Origin of the sequence: Bacillus sp. FSL K6-3459 (assembly GCF_038003305.1) — a bacterium.
GTDB lineage: Bacteria > Bacillota > Bacilli > Bacillales > Bacillaceae > Bacillus > Bacillus pumilus_O.
In genome coordinates this window covers 2298948-2313017 of record NZ_JBBOOW010000001.1, presented here as the reverse complement: position 1 = coordinate 2313017, position 14070 = coordinate 2298948, and the positions used below count along the sequence as shown (strand labels likewise).

General features: G+C 41.4%; 13 protein-coding genes. 9 read left to right on the top strand and 4 right to left on the bottom strand.

Annotation, left to right across the window (positions count from 1 at the left end; genetic code table 11):
• Nucleotides 1–13 precede the first annotated feature (13 nt).
• Complete coding sequence (gene comER, locus MHI35_RS11700; protein WP_144522134.1) at nt 14–862, bottom strand: late competence protein ComER; 849 nt, start codon at nt 860–862, stop codon at nt 14–16.
• Between the two features lie 90 nt (nt 863–952).
• Between comER and MHI35_RS11695 the strand changes: the two genes are divergently transcribed.
• The 3 genes from MHI35_RS11695 to MHI35_RS11685 all read left to right on the top strand — a co-directional run bounded on the left by MHI35_RS11695 (nt 953) and on the right by MHI35_RS11685 (nt 4537).
• Nucleotides 953–1582, top strand: coding sequence for a helix-hairpin-helix domain-containing protein (locus MHI35_RS11695; protein ID WP_211063013.1), 630 nt, complete (start codon nt 953–955; stop codon nt 1580–1582).
• 65 nt (nt 1583–1647) lie between these two features.
• The gene (locus tag MHI35_RS11690; protein ID WP_211063014.1) at nt 1648–2217 is read left to right on the top strand and encodes a ComE operon protein 2; all 570 of its coding nucleotides are present in this window, start codon (nt 1648–1650) and stop codon (nt 2215–2217) included.
• Nucleotides 2210–4537 carry a DNA internalization-related competence protein ComEC/Rec2 gene (locus tag MHI35_RS11685; protein ID WP_211063034.1) on the top strand — a complete coding sequence of 776 codons (2328 nt, stop codon included), beginning with the start codon at nt 2210–2212 and terminating at the stop codon, nt 4535–4537. Before MHI35_RS11690 ends, MHI35_RS11685 begins: the two co-directional genes overlap by 8 nt.
• Before the next feature lie 39 nt (nt 4538–4576).
• Here MHI35_RS11685 and MHI35_RS11680 read toward each other — a convergent pair whose 3' ends face one another.
• Nucleotides 4577–4711, bottom strand: a complete 135-nt coding sequence (locus MHI35_RS11680) for a YqzM family protein (protein WP_012010638.1) — start codon at nt 4709–4711, stop codon at nt 4577–4579.
• 236 nt (nt 4712–4947) lie between these two features.
• Here MHI35_RS11680 and holA point away from each other — a divergent pair, with 236 nt between their 5' ends.
• Nucleotides 4948–5967, top strand: a complete 1020-nt coding sequence (holA, locus tag MHI35_RS11675; protein ID WP_211063015.1) for a DNA polymerase III subunit delta — start codon at nt 4948–4950, stop codon at nt 5965–5967.
• A gap of 112 nt (nt 5968–6079) precedes the next feature.
• Here the strand turns inward: holA and MHI35_RS11670 are convergent, their stop codons facing one another.
• Nucleotides 6080–7435: an IS1182 family transposase gene (locus MHI35_RS11670; RefSeq protein WP_284553661.1), complete on the bottom strand. Its 1356-nt coding sequence runs from the start codon at nt 7433–7435 to the stop codon at nt 6080–6082.
• 197 nt (nt 7436–7632) lie between these two features.
• Nucleotides 7633–7899 carry a 30S ribosomal protein S20 gene (rpsT, locus tag MHI35_RS11665; RefSeq protein ID WP_003217506.1) on the bottom strand — a complete coding sequence of 89 codons (267 nt, stop codon included), beginning with the start codon at nt 7897–7899 and terminating at the stop codon, nt 7633–7635.
• A gap of 198 nt (nt 7900–8097) precedes the next feature.
• Between rpsT and gpr the strand changes: the two genes are divergently transcribed.
• The 5 genes from gpr (at nt 8098) to hemW (ending at nt 14062) form a co-directional block, all read left to right on the top strand.
• Complete coding sequence (gene gpr, locus MHI35_RS11660; protein ID WP_144486582.1) at nt 8098–9213, top strand: GPR endopeptidase; 1116 nt, start codon at nt 8098–8100, stop codon at nt 9211–9213.
• Nucleotides 9214–9279: 66 nt separating this feature from the next.
• Complete coding sequence (locus MHI35_RS11655) at nt 9280–10488, top strand: stage II sporulation protein P (protein WP_144522124.1); 1209 nt, start codon at nt 9280–9282, stop codon at nt 10486–10488.
• 14 nt (nt 10489–10502) lie between these two features.
• Nucleotides 10503–10835, top strand: a complete 333-nt coding sequence (locus tag MHI35_RS11650; protein ID WP_044139432.1) for a YqxA family protein — start codon at nt 10503–10505, stop codon at nt 10833–10835.
• 131 nt (nt 10836–10966) lie between these two features.
• On the top strand, nt 10967–12805 hold the full coding sequence (lepA, locus tag MHI35_RS11645; protein ID WP_088000422.1) for a translation elongation factor 4: 1839 nt from the start codon (nt 10967–10969) through the stop codon (nt 12803–12805).
• 117 nt (nt 12806–12922) lie between these two features.
• Nucleotides 12923–14062: a radical SAM family heme chaperone HemW gene (hemW, locus tag MHI35_RS11640; RefSeq protein ID WP_335349159.1), complete on the top strand. Its 1140-nt coding sequence runs from the start codon at nt 12923–12925 to the stop codon at nt 14060–14062.
• Nucleotides 14063–14070 lie beyond the last annotated feature (8 nt).

Sequence of the window (14070 nt, the reverse complement as noted above, 5' to 3'; positions counted from 1 at the left end):
GTTGCAGAGTTGGTTAATTTCTGCGATCATCAGTAAACACACTTGGCGGATATTGATGCGCGACCGCTTCAAGATCTTCATCGAATTTTTCATGGGTGTTTTGAAAAAGACGATGAAACATATCTTGAACCCCTGCTTCAAGTGCTTTAATTCCTTCACCCGTGACGCCGCCTTTTACACACACTTTGTCTTGCAGTGTCGGAAGGGTATAGACTCTTTTTTCAATCAAACGGCCAAGCCCTACAAGCATATCTTCTGATAAGGTGGTGGCTTCTTCTTTAGAGATACCTGTTTCTTCAACGGCTGCTTCAATCATTTTCTGAACGAGGAAGCTGATAAAGGCAGGACCGCAGCTGACGATATCTGACGCCGCTCTTGTAATCGAATGATGAATTTCAATGGGTGTTGAAATGCAGGTAGCTAATTGTCTTAACATTGTTTTCGTTGCGACACTGCATGACGATCCGAATGTTAAAAGTGAAGCACCTGATAAAGCGCGGTTCGTAATGCTTGGAATCAGCCTGGCTGTTTGACAAGGAACGATATCCTGAAGCTGTTCAGGATGAACCGGGCTTGTAATGATGACAATGGTTTGTTGCTCTGTTAAAAGAGGGCTCAGCTCTTTTAAAAGGGGATAAATATCAAGCGGCTTGACACAAACAAAAATGAAATCCTTATTCATGACAGCTCCTGTAAGCTGTTTTGTTACTTCAAGCTCTGGGTGGCTCTTTTTTATATTGAACGCTTTTTCAATGGTCCGGTTTGTAATGGTGATGGATGAGGGATTGACTGCCTTTGATTCAATAAATGCCTCAGTAAGTATGGTACCCATGTTTCCTGTACCGATTATCCCGATATTCAAACGTTCTCCCTCCTTAGGCGCATAGGATCTGTTATCTTCTAAACAGTATGTTGAGCAATAGAAAAATATGATTGAAAGAAGCGTGAGCACGTGAAGCGACTCATTCCATTGAAAAAATACAGTCTTTATATCGGAGCTGGCCTCATTGTTGCGATCATCATCCTTTTCTTCCTTTTGGCTGGAAATAAGGAGAGCGTTAGAGAGCCAAGTGTTTTGAAGGGCGATCAAGATAAACAAATCACATTAAAAGACAAACAAGAAAAGACCGATAATGAATCATCCTCCATTTTTGTGGAGGTCAAAGGGGCTGTAAAAAAGCCAGGTGTTTATACGTTTCAATGTGATGCACGAGTAGAAGAAGCCATTCGAAGAGCAGGAGGTTTTACTAGTAAAGCAGACACAATTGAAATTAATCAAGCAGCAAAATTAGAAGATAGTATGATGATTTATGTCCGTAAGCAGGGAGAAGCAGAGAGGCAGACACAAACAACAGGTGCAGGCGCTCCATCGGGTAATGAAAAGGGTCAAGGTGTCAATGTGAATCAGGCTGATGCAGCGGAATTACAAACCATTAATGGAATTGGGCCAGCTAAAGCAGAAGCCATCATTGCGTACAGAGAGGAACACGGAGAATTTCAACAAATTGAAGATTTGCGGAACATTTCAGGTTTTGGGGAGAAGACCATTGAACGGCTGAAAAATGAATTGACCGTTAAGTAGAATTGACGGTATAGAAGGAAGGCATGTACACTTAATACCAACCATCATTCTGGAGGGATCAGCTCGTGGAAAGAATTTCATGGAATCAATATTTTATGGCACAAAGCCATTTGCTTGCTTTACGAAGCACCTGTGAGCGGTTAGCTGTTGGGGCGACCATCGTCAGAGACAAGCGTATCATTGCAGGAGGATATAATGGCTCAATTGCTGGTGATGTCCATTGTGCAGATGTGGGATGCTATGTCATTGATCATCACTGCGTTCGCACCATCCATGCGGAAATGAACGCTATTTTACAATGTGCCAAATTTGGTGCACCTACAGCCGATGCTGAAATATATGTCACGCATTTTCCTTGTTTGCAGTGCTGTAAAGCTATTATACAAGCAGGTATTCGAACCGTATACTATGCAAAGGATTATAAAAATCATCCATACGCCATTGATTTATTTGAGCAGGCAGGTGTTCAAACGGAACAAGTTGAACTCGATGAAATGATCATCGACTTGAAAAATCAAGAAAAATTAGCCTTTGTTGCAGATTTAATTGGCAAGCTAAGTGAATCAGGACTTAATGAAACCGAAATTCGCGATATGCACGAAAAGGCGAACCAATTATTTACGTCCTATGTTTAATTATTTGCCGTTTGGGGCAATTTCAGCAGCTGTTGGAATTGCTCTAGCTGCATATCATCAACATATGTATTTCCTTCTCTTTCTTCTCATCATCTTACTTCTCAGCCTACTAAAAAAAATCCCCAAACTCTTTCTCGTGGTCAGCCTATGTGGAGCTGTCTATACTCTTATTTTTATGGTTCATGAGTTTTTTGAAACAGATCAACCTGTTCAAGAAAAATTCTTTTCAGGCTCCGTTGTGATTGAAAGTATTCCGAAAATAGATGGCAATCGTTTTTCAGCCACTGTGTTTACAGGTGATGAACGACTAGCCGCTTTCTATACCTTTCAAACAGAGCGTGAAAAAGAGGCGCTAAAAGACGTAGAGCCAGGTATGAGCTGTCATATGACAGGTGGTGTTCGCCCGCCTAAACATGCAACCATTCCTAACGGGTTTCATTACGATCAATTTCTAAAATCAAAAGGCATTCACGCCACTTTCTTACCGCAGTCAATCAAAGACTGTACAAAAAATGATCGTCCTTCCTATTATCTTCAAAAGATGAGGCAAAAGGGTTTAAGATTCTTAGAAGATCATGTGCCGAAAAACTCTGTAGGGATTGTACAAGCTCTCATTTTTGGAGACCGTGACTTAATTGATCCTGACACGCTAAGAGACTATCAAATGCTCGGCATTATTCATCTGTTAGCGATCTCAGGACTGCATGTGCAAACGCTTCTTGCCTGTTTATTTTGGTGTCTCCTTCGTGCTGGTGTGACAAGAGAGACAGCGCGTCTTCTTCTATTATGCTTTCTTCCTGTTTATGCTTGTTTGACAGGTGCTGCACCATCAGTTTTAAGAGCTTGCCTCATGGCAGGAATCTATTTAGTGATGACAAGCCTGCCAAAAGAAATGAAACAGCCTTCTGCTGTCGTATTAAGCGCAACGTTTTTATTCTTATTAGCGATTCATCCTCTATATCTATTTGATATCGGATTTCAGCTTTCATTCGTGGTAACGTTTTTTATTTTGTTATCAACCAGTATCTTATCACAAGCGAAAAGTGCAGTGATGCAGTTATTCCTGATCTCATTTGTTGCGCAGCTTGCTTCGCTCCCTGTTCTTTTATATCATTTTCAACAATTTTCTTTGCTGAGCATCCCATTGAATATGATATTTGTCCCTTTTTATACAACAGTTGTCCTGCCTCTGTCATTACTCTTTTTTCTTATGTCTATCATTTATCTTCCGCTTGGACAAATGTTGTTCCAACTGCTTGATTCGGTCATCGAGCTAAGTCATCAGTTGTCAGCTCATATGGCAGTATTTGATGGGTTCAATTTGATTTTTATGAAATCGACTTGGTGGCATATTCTTCTTGAAGTGAGCGCCATTGTTTTTCTGCTATTTATGGTGGAGTGCAATAGTTCCATGAAATCTTATATCGTGCCGATTTTATTACTCATTGGTGTCTTGAGTGCGCACTATTTCACCCCGAATTTTCTCCAAAAAGGAGAAGTCACGATGCTGGATGTCGGACAAGGGGATAGTTTGTTTATTCAGCTCCCTTACCGAAAGGGACATCTACTTGTGGACACAGGTGGCAGATTATCTTTTGATGATGAACCATGGAAAAAAAGGCGTAAAGCGTCTACGATCGGTGATCAAACGCTAATCCCGTTTATGCATTCAAAAGGTATAAAAAAACTTGATGTACTGATTCTCACGCATGCAGATCAAGACCACATGGGAGAAGCGGTTCGTTTAATCAAGCGAAATAAAGTGAAGCGGCTGGCCATACCAAAAGGTTTTGCTCGAAGTCCAGAGGATGCAAAACTGCTAAAAGAAGCAGCTGAAAAAGGGATCATGATTGATGAATTAGAAAGAGGAGACCAGCTCCAAGTTGGAGAGCACATATTTGAGGTTCTTCATCCTTCGCAAGACATGGTGACAAGTAAGAACAATGATTCACTTGTTCTAGCTTTTTCTCTTGGCGGGAAACGGTTCCTGTTCACTGGAGATCTTGAACATGAAGGAGAACGAGACATTATAGAAGCCTATCCTCACCTGCGAGCAGATGTCTTAAAGGTTGGGCATCATGGAAGTAAAGGGTCAACAAGTGATGAGTGGCTTCAGCATCTGAAGCCGTCGCATGCGCTCATTTCGGCTGGTGAACGCAATCGTTATCAGCATCCTCATCAGGACGTCTTGAAGAAACTAAAGGATCATCAAACGAAGGTATACCGCACAGATCGAGACGGGAGTGTGACTTATGAATTTCTTGAGCAGAAAGGAACGTTTTACACGCATCCTCCATATGATATCTTACAAAAACAATAAAAAAACTGCCAAAACGGCAGTCATGTAGCAATCATGAAGTTAAGATCCAACGAGGTGTATAATGGTTGCCAAAATAAACATTGAGGCGAAAAATCCGAATGTGACGATAAAACCAACGGCTGAGTCGGTCACATCATTCCGCTTGCTTTGAACATTTTTTTCAAATTCATTCATTTTCATCCCTCCTGGCTAATTTTAGTATACTTGAACTCATTTGGAATTGCTAGAAGGTAAAGTAACCGTTTTCCATTTTCATGATCATTTTATGAATATCGTCTGAAGCAAGCTGACCCGGGAGCTTGCACCAGACGTTTACTATAAATGAGGAGGCGGTACTTTCAGCTTCCTCTTTACTAATGTCTTCGCACACTTTAGGATAGAGGAGGAAGTGAAAGAGAGGGATTCAATTTATGGTCTTTGAGGTTTGGAACAATTTAAAAAGAGGGGATATCCATCCCGTTTATTGCTTATATGGAAAAGAAACGTATTTACTGCAAGAAACAGCGGCTAAATTAAGACAAGCTGTAGTAGACGAGGAGACAAAGGATTTTAATTACTCCGTCTTTGATATGGAAGAGGTGCCACTTGAACAGGCTGTGACAGATGCAGAAACCTTTCCTTTCATGGGAGAAAGGCGTCTCGTTGTGATCAAGAACCCTTATTTTCTTACAGCGGAAAAGAAAAAAGAGAAGATCGAGCATGATCTTTCTCTGTTAGAAGCTTATTTAGAAAAGCCGGCGCCTTATACCATTCTTGTCTTATTAGCACCATATGAAAAGCTGGATGAACGGAAGAAAATCACTAAATTGCTAAAAAAGAAAGCGGCTATGGTTGAGGCAAAAGAGTTAAACCCAAAAGAAACAACGGATTTCACCATTACACTGGCGAAAACAGAAGGAAAGTCGATTTCCTCTGAAGCGGCTGAGCAGCTTGTCATGCTGTGCGGCGGAAGTCTATCTTCCTTGTTTCAAGAGGTCAGGAAGCTGAGTACATATATTGGAGAGCGAGAAGAAATTGAATTAGCGGATGTCAATCAACTCGTTGCAAGAAGCTTAGAGCAGAATATCTTTGAATTAATTAACCAAATTGTCAACAGACGCCGCTCTCAAGCCATGCAGATGTTTTATGACTTGCTGAAACAAAATGAGGAACCCATTAAAATATTGGCACTCATATCTACTCAATTTCGTTTGATTTTGCAGACGAAGTATTTCGCTCAGCAAGGATATGGACAAAAACAAATTGCTTCAAATCTAAAAGTCCACCCATTCCGCGTCAAACTTGCTATGGATCAGGCAAGACTGTTTTCAGAAGAAGAGCTCAAGCAGATTGTCAAAGAGCTATCAACGATCGATTATGAAATGAAAACCGGTAAAAAGGACAAGCAGCTATTGCTAGAATTGTTTCTGCTTCGCCTATTAGGCGCTTGAACATAAAAAAACGACCTTCTAAAAAGAAGGTCGTTTCAGACCGTAGACAAACCCCACCTTTACTTCAAGTAAAAGTGGGGTTTTCACATTTTTTGAAAAAACATCATGTGTTTTACGCTGGACATGGTACTTTCCATGTCCAGTTTGCTAGCTTTTTAAGGTTCATGGCAGCGAAAGTAAGCATCGCTTGCATTGAAACTTTTTTTAGTCCACGAAGTTTCGTCCAACGCATACCATGCTTTTCTTTTGCATCCGCAAAAACGCGTTCAATCGTTTCTTTCCGTTTTGCGTAGATGCTCTTATTTATTTCAGTAAGTCTCAGATTTTCTGCTTCATCTAGATAGTCTTGCCAAATATGCCGATGAATTTGTTTGGTGTGATTTTGACTTTGTGTACAGTTATCTAAATACGAGCAGGACTTACATACCTCTGAATCAGACGCATATTGCTTATAGCCTTCTCTAGTCGTTGTACGATAAGAGAGAATTTGCCCGTTGGGGCAAATGTAACAATCAAAATATGCATCATACACGTATTCACTCTTTTTCAAATAACCTGCTTTTGTTCTTGGACGAGTGTAAGGCATGACAGGTCTTATCTCTTGATCCATTAAAAATTTAGCGATATAAGGTGTTTTATATCCAGCATCTACTGCGACTACATTTGGTTTGCCAATTTTCTCTGTCACCTTTGACACGAGTGAATCTAACATACGACTATCATGAACGTTGCCACCTGTGACCAGTGATCCTAAAATAAATCCTTTTGAATCGCAAGCTGTATGAAATGAATAAGCAAATGACTTTTCACGTTCATCCTTTACATAGTAGCCACTCTCTGGATCAGTTGTACTGACCTTAATTTCCTTCGTTTCTTCTTTATTCTGTAGGGGTAAGGGCTTTTTTCCATGTTCTTCACGATCAATATTGATCTCCTCATGAAGCTGGTTTTGATAACTTCGCGTTTCTACTCGAACGACTTTCTTTTCAAGTTTCTTCTTATTGGCATTCGCTTTGACATGAGTGGAATCAATGAAGGCAATAGACGGGTCAACGAACCCTTTTTTCATCGCTTCTCTTAAGATTCGGTAGAAAATTTGTTCAAATAAATCTGTATCGTGGAAGCGTCTCACGTAGTTTTTACCGAAGGTAGAAAAGTGCGGGATTTTCTCCGAAAACCCATATCCAATAAACCAACGATAAGCCACATTGGTTTCAATTTCTTTAATGGTTTGACGCATAGAGCGAATACCAAATAAATATTGAATTAAGACCATCTTAATGAGAACAACAGGATCAACACTTGGTCTTCCATTGTCGGAACTATAGTGATCTTTGACAAGATCATAAATAAAGTCAAAATCGATTGCTTGATCTATTTTCCGTACAAGATGATCTTGAGGCACTAATTCATCTAAAGCCACTACTTCTAATTGATTCCGTCTTTCTTCTTCACGTTTCGATAACATGTTTATCCCCCACAGATTATTGTTATTACCCTTATTATACAAAAAAGCTTGTAGACTTTGTCTACAAGCTGAAACGACCTTCTAAAAAGAAGGTCGTTTTTGTTTAGATGTATAATTGCCAGTCTGTCCTAATGGCTGGGCCGGTCAGGACGGACGTACAGTTAAACAATTGCCTCATTACTGAGGCGTTGCAAGCATTATGCAGAAAGTCCGTTTACTTGTTTAGCAAGTCTTGACTTGTAACGCGCAGCTGCGTTTTTGTGTACAAGACCAGTTTTAACGGCTTTGTCAATGCGTTTTGCAGCAGAAGAAAGAGCAGCTTTTGCTTGCTCAGCATCGTTGTTAGCTACAGAAACTTCAACTTGTTTAATCGCAGTACGCATCGCAGACTTGATTGTCACGTTGTGTGCACGGCGTTCGTTATTCGTTTTTGTACGTTTGATCGCTGATTTAATATTTGGCATGTGTTTCACCTCCTAAGATACAACCTAAACACAATTGTCTTAAGGTTAAATCTTCACAATAGAACAAGTTGTATTCTATCAAACACACCTTTAGATTGCAATATAAATGTAAAGTATTTTTCATTGATGAAGTGCTCGAATGTTTCTTTCAAGAGATGGAAAGACTACTGTTAATTACTTGGTGGAAGGAGTCTTTTTATGGAGAAACAGAAGCTTGATTTAAGTGCTTATCAAATTCGGACAGACTTAGCTGTTGAGACAAAAGAGATACTAGAACAAGAGAACGATCCTAATGTCGTCACAAAGGACGGAATTCAAGGGATTGTCGAAAAGGAAAAAGAGGAGCACGGCATCCGTATACGCACGGTGGAGATCACGAAAGAAGGGGAGGCGCTGACCAGCAAAAAGGCAGGAACATACTTAACACTTGAGGCTCAGGGCATTCGGGAGAAAGATTCTGAGATGCAGGAAAAAGTGGTCGAAGTTTTTGCCCATCATTTTGCTCAGTTTTTAAAAGATCGAGGCATTCAGACTGATGCGAGCTGTCTAGTAGTAGGACTAGGAAACTGGAATGTCACGCCAGATGCGCTAGGTCCGCTCACAGTTGAAAGTCTGCTTGTGACCCGGCATCTTTTTGAATTGCAGCCGGAAAATGTACAGGAAGGCTACCGCCCAGTGTCCTCTTTATCACCGGGAGTGATGGGACTGACCGGCATTGAAACAAGCGACATAATTCAAGGTGTCATCGAGAGGTCCAAACCCGATTTTGTCATTGCAATCGATGCCCTTGCTGCACGTGCAGTGGAGCGGGTGAATACGACGATTCAAATCTCTGATACAGGCATTCACCCCGGTTCAGGTGTAGGGAATAAGCGAAAAGAATTAAGCAAAGAAACGTTGGGTATTCCAGTGATTGCGATTGGCGTTCCGACAGTCGTAGATGCAGTCACCATTGCAAGTGACACAATTGATTATGTCTTAAAGCATTTTGGTAGAGAACTGAAAGATGACCGGCCATCCCGCTCTCTTGTGCCGGCTGGCTTGACGTTTGGGAAGAAAAAAGTGCTAAACGAAGAAGACTTACCAGATGAGGAAACACGTCAATCATTCTTAGGTATCGTAGGAACTCTTCCAGAAGAAGAGAAACGGCAGCTGATCCATGAAGTGCTTGCGCCACTAGGGCAAAACCTCATGGTCACACCTAAGGAAGTGGATACATTCATTGATGATATGGCAAACGTGCTCGCCAATGGTTTAAACACAGCGCTTCACCAAAAAATCTCTCAAGATAACATGGGTTCTTATAATCATTAATCAGTTCTACTTTCTCTAGCTCGCTCATAGTGTAATTACTAGAAAGCGTGCTGGAGGGAGTAAATCATGAAAAAAAGACCCCGCCGTCCTCGACAGTTGGTCGTTGCGATTAATGGAACAAAAGTAGTTAAAAGCATTTTCTTATTTATAGCCTCGCTTGTTGTAGTGTTTGTGATGTCAGGGGCGTTAACATCTTTAAAGCCAGAGCTGAGGCCACAAGCCTCGCTATATGGTGTAGCAGATGAACTTTCCGGGGCGTTTTTCGCCACATTAATGGGCATGGAAAACCAATATTTCGCCTCTGCCGTCCCGAAAGACCAAAAAGGATTTCATTTCTCAGGACTGTCACTCAAGCTTGCAACTAGTATCAATTTAGAAGATCCGCGTAGTTTTCTAGGGAGAGAACTCCCGGGATTTGAACATTTTGATACCAAAATTATCTTAGCGGGTGAAGGAACAGATTATACCAACATGCCAATGGAATCGCCGCCGCCAAGTGAAGTCATCCAAGACGAAAAAGAAGCAAACTTGGCAGAACTGGACAAGCTCGACAAAGATGTGCCGAAAAAGCCTACGAAAGAGCCGGACCGGTCGACAGGAAAACGAAAAGCTGTGTACATTTACCACACACATAATACGGAATCATATTTACCATTTTTAAAAGGAGAAACGAATCCAAACAATGCACGGCACTCTAAAGTGAATGTCACCCTTGTCGGCGACATGTTCGGAAAGGCGCTTGATCAGCAAGGTATCGGGAATACAGTCGACAAAACAGAAGTTGAAAAACGGCTTCTGCAAAAAGGACTCAAGTATCCCCAGTCTTATAATGAATCGAGACTGGTTGTAAAAGAAGCCTTAGCGAAAAATGATGACCTCGAATATTTAATCGATATCCACCGTGACTCAAGAAGAAAGAAAGACACTACTGCCGAGATCAAAGGGAAAAAATATGCGAGAATTGCGTTTGTTGTGGGAAAGAAGAATCAAAGCTATGAGAAAAACCTCAAGCTTGCGACGGAGTTCCACCATTTGATGGAGAAAAAATATAAAGGGCTCAGTGTCGGTGTGTTTGCCAAAGGCGAAATTGGTGATAATGGAATTTATAATCAAGATTTATCCGACAAAGCCCTTCTTTTAGAATTTGGCGGAGTGGATAATAATATGGAAGAATTGAAAAATGCATCCAATGCAGCAGCTGATGTCTTCAGTGACATTTTCTGGGATGCGGAAAAAGTAAACGGCAAATCAAAGGATGAGAAAAAACGCTCTTAAGGTGGTGACGGTGCATGGGATCATTTATTGGAAAAACCATTATTTTAGGACTAGTCTTGCTATTTGGCGTCTTTTTAGGAATGCAGCAGGCGAATAATGGCATGCTGCAAATGAAGGGTTACCATGACCCGCAATTAAAAGGCGCTTTCTCCATCCAAATGAACGACGAAGAAGAACGAGAAGCCTCTATTTTAGGAACAGCTGTTACAGAAAAGGATCTTGCCGAAAAACAAAAGCAACTTGAGGAAATAGAGAGCTTTAATGCCTTCTCCAAAGCAGGAAAGGCGTTGTCTGATGGTATGACACATGCAGCTCGTTCTCTGTATGATTGGGTGAATGGGAAATAAACAAATCAACACTGTATGACCAAAGCCGCTAATCAATGAGCGGCTTTTCTTGATTTCGATTGAATCTTTACAGCCCTATTGATATAATCTAACCTAGCGCAACCCGCGTTTTATAGTAGGAGTGATAGATTGTGACAGATAAAGAAAAACGATTAGAACGGCAATCAAGAATTCGAAATTTCTCCATTATCGCCCATATTGACCACGGGAAATCCACATTGGCTGACCGTATTTTAGAAAAAACAGCGGCGATTACGCAGCGAGAAATGAAAGAACAATTACTTGATTCCATGGACTTAGAGCGTGAACGCGGCATAACGATTAAATTAAACTCTGTCCAGCTGAAATATAAGGCGAAGGATGGAGAAGAATATATTATGCACCTGATTGATACACCAGGGCATGTCGACTTCACCTATGAGGTTTCTCGAAGCCTTGCTGCCTGTGAAGGTGCAATTCTCGTAGTAGATGCAGCACAAGGAATTGAAGCACAGACACTTGCAAACGTTTATTTAGCTCTTGATAATAACTTAGAAATTCTTCCGATTATCAATAAAATCGATCTGCCAAGTGCAGAGCCTGAGCGTGTAAGAGGAGAAATTGAAGATGTCATCGGGTTGGATGCATCTGAAGCTGTTCTCACCTCGGCTAAGGCGGGTATTGGGATCGAAGATATTTTAGAACAAATCGTCGAAAAGGTGCCAGCACCTGCTGGAGACCCAGAAGCACCGCTTCAAGCTCTTATATTTGATTCTCTTTACGATGCGTATCGCGGCGTTATTGCGTACATACGAATTGTTGAAGGAACCGTCAAACCAGGTCAGAAAATCAAAATGATGGCGACGGGCAAAGAATTTGAAGTACTTGAAGTCGGCGTATTCACACCAAAAGCCATGCCGACAGATGAACTCACTGTTGGAGATGTTGGCTACTTAACAGCAGCAATTAAAAATGTCGGCGATACACGTGTGGGGGATACGATCACAAGTGCGGTGAACCCAGCACAAGAAGCACTGCCAGGATACAGAAAGCTGAATCCGATGGTTTACTGCGGTCTTTATCCGATTGACACAGCCAAATATAACGATTTACGTGAAGCGCTAGAAAAGCTTGAATTAAATGATTCTTCACTTCAATATGAGGCAGAGACATCCCAAGCACTTGGCTTCGGTTTCCGCTGCGGCTTTCTTGGAATGCTTCATATGGAAATCATCCAAGAACGGATTGAACGTGAATTTAAAATCGATCTCATTACGACAGCACCAAGTGTTATTTACGATGTGTATATGACAGACGGAGAAAAAATCATCGTCGATAACCCGTCCAATCTGCCTGATCCGCAAAAGATTGAGAAAATTGAAGAACCATACGTGAAAGCAACAATGATGGTACCGAATGATTATGTAGGTTCTGTCATGGAGCTTTGCCAAGGAAAGCGCGGACATTTCATTGATATGCAATATCTTGATGCAAACCGAGTGAGCATTGTGTACGAAATTCCTTTGGCGGAGATCGTGTATGAATTCTTTGATATGCTCAAGTCCAATACAAAAGGCTATGCGTCCTTTGACTATGAGCTGATTGGCTATCGTCCATCGACTCTAGTGAAAATGGACATCATGCTGAATGGCGAAAAAATCGATGCCCTTTCCTTTATTGTTCACCGCGATTACGCCTATGAACGAGGCAAGATCATCGTAGATAAGCTAAAAGAACTCATTCCACGCCAGCACTTTGAAGTACCAATTCAAGCGGCGATTGGACAAAAAATCGTGGCCCGCTCTACTATTAAAGCTATGCGTAAAAACGTACTTGCTAAATGTTATGGCGGAGACATTTCCCGGAAAAGAAAGCTTCTTGAGAAGCAAAAAGAAGGAAAAAAGCGCATGAAACAAGTGGGCTCAGTTGAAGTCCCGCAAGAAGCGTTTATGGCTGTGCTGAAGATGGACGACAGCACACCGAAAAAATAACATCCTCCTCAAGGCAACCTGCTTTACAATGTCAGCCTTGGCGTTTATAGTCGAAAACAAACAAAGGTGCCGCAGCGATAAACTGCGGCTCTTTACCTGTAAAGAAGGTGTCATCAAATGAAAGCAGCATACATTCACATTCCATTTTGTGAGCACATTTGCCACTATTGTGATTTCAATAAATTTTTCATTAAAACGCAGCCAGTCGATGAATACTTAGCGGCTCTTGAAAAAGAGGTGCAACGCACGATCGAGCAAAAGGGTGAGCAAGAACTCAAGACGATCTTTATTGGCGGGGGGACTCCGACATCATTGACCGTCAGCCAGCTAGATCAGCTCATGAACAGCATCCACCGTGTGTTAAAACCGTCAAAAAACCTGGTTGAATTTGCAGTGGAAGCAAACCCAGATGAATTATCACTCGAGAAGCTGCATGTGTTAAAAGAAGCCGGTGTCAATCGGTTAAGCTTTGGCGTCCAAACCTTTGAAGATGATCTACTCAAAAAAATCGGACGAGTTCATCAAAAGAAAGATGTTCTCGTGTCTTTCGAGCGAGCAAGAGATGTCGGATTTGACAACATTAGCCTTGACCTCATGTTTGGCTTGCCGCATCAAGAAAAGCATCATGTCATGAATTCACTTGAGACAGCTTTCTCATTAGGAGCAGAGCATTATTCTGTCTACTCACTGATTGTGGAGCCGAAAACGGTGTTTTACAACTTAATGCAAAAAGGAAAACTACATTTACCCCCGCAAGAACGTGAGGCTGAAATGTATGAGCTTGTGATGGATGAAATGGAGCGCCACGGATTACATCAATACGAAATCAGCAATTACGCCAAACCTGGTTTTGAAAGCCAGCATAACCTGACCTATTGGAGCAATGAAGACTACTTCGGTTTCGGTGCAGGGGCACACGGGTATGTAGATGGCATCCGAAATGTGAACGCAGGACCAGTGAAGCATTACTTGGAACTGATTGAGCAAACTGGGTTCCCGTATAAAGAAACTCATCAAGTCACAAAAGCAGAGCAGATAGAGGAAGAAATGTTTTTAGGCCTTCGAAAAATCGAAGGGGTGAAAAGTGCCGACTTCCAAGCAAAATATGGTACTTCACCAGAAGCTCTATTTCCCTCGGTTCTTGAAGAATTAGAAGAAAAAGGTCTCATTGTAAAAGATGACATTGGTATTCGTTTAACAAGAAAAGGAAAATTGTTAGGAAATGAAGTATTTCAAGCGTTTCTCGGTGAGTTATAATTGACATT

Excerpts from the sequence above, each read along its gene's own strand:
- MHI35_RS11685 (WP_211063034.1), top strand. The coding sequence starts at position 2,210 with ATGTTTAATTATTTGCCGTTTGGGGCAATTTCAGCAGCTGTTGGAATT.
- MHI35_RS11680 (WP_012010638.1), bottom strand. The coding sequence starts at position 4,711 with ATGAATGAATTTGAAAAAAATGTTCAAAGCAAGCGGAATGATGTGACC.
- holA (WP_211063015.1), top strand. The coding sequence starts at position 4,948 with ATGGTCTTTGAGGTTTGGAACAATTTAAAAAGAGGGGATATCCATCCC.
- MHI35_RS11670 (WP_284553661.1), bottom strand. The coding sequence starts at position 7,435 with ATGTTATCGAAACGTGAAGAAGAAAGACGGAATCAATTAGAAGTAGTG.
- rpsT (WP_003217506.1), bottom strand. The coding sequence starts at position 7,899 with ATGCCAAATATTAAATCAGCGATCAAACGTACAAAAACGAATAACGAA.
- gpr (WP_144486582.1), top strand. The coding sequence starts at position 8,098 with ATGGAGAAACAGAAGCTTGATTTAAGTGCTTATCAAATTCGGACAGAC.
- MHI35_RS11655 (WP_144522124.1), top strand. The coding sequence starts at position 9,280 with ATGAAAAAAAGACCCCGCCGTCCTCGACAGTTGGTCGTTGCGATTAAT.
- MHI35_RS11650 (WP_044139432.1), top strand. The coding sequence starts at position 10,503 with ATGGGATCATTTATTGGAAAAACCATTATTTTAGGACTAGTCTTGCTA.
- hemW (WP_335349159.1), top strand. The coding sequence starts at position 12,923 with ATGAAAGCAGCATACATTCACATTCCATTTTGTGAGCACATTTGCCAC.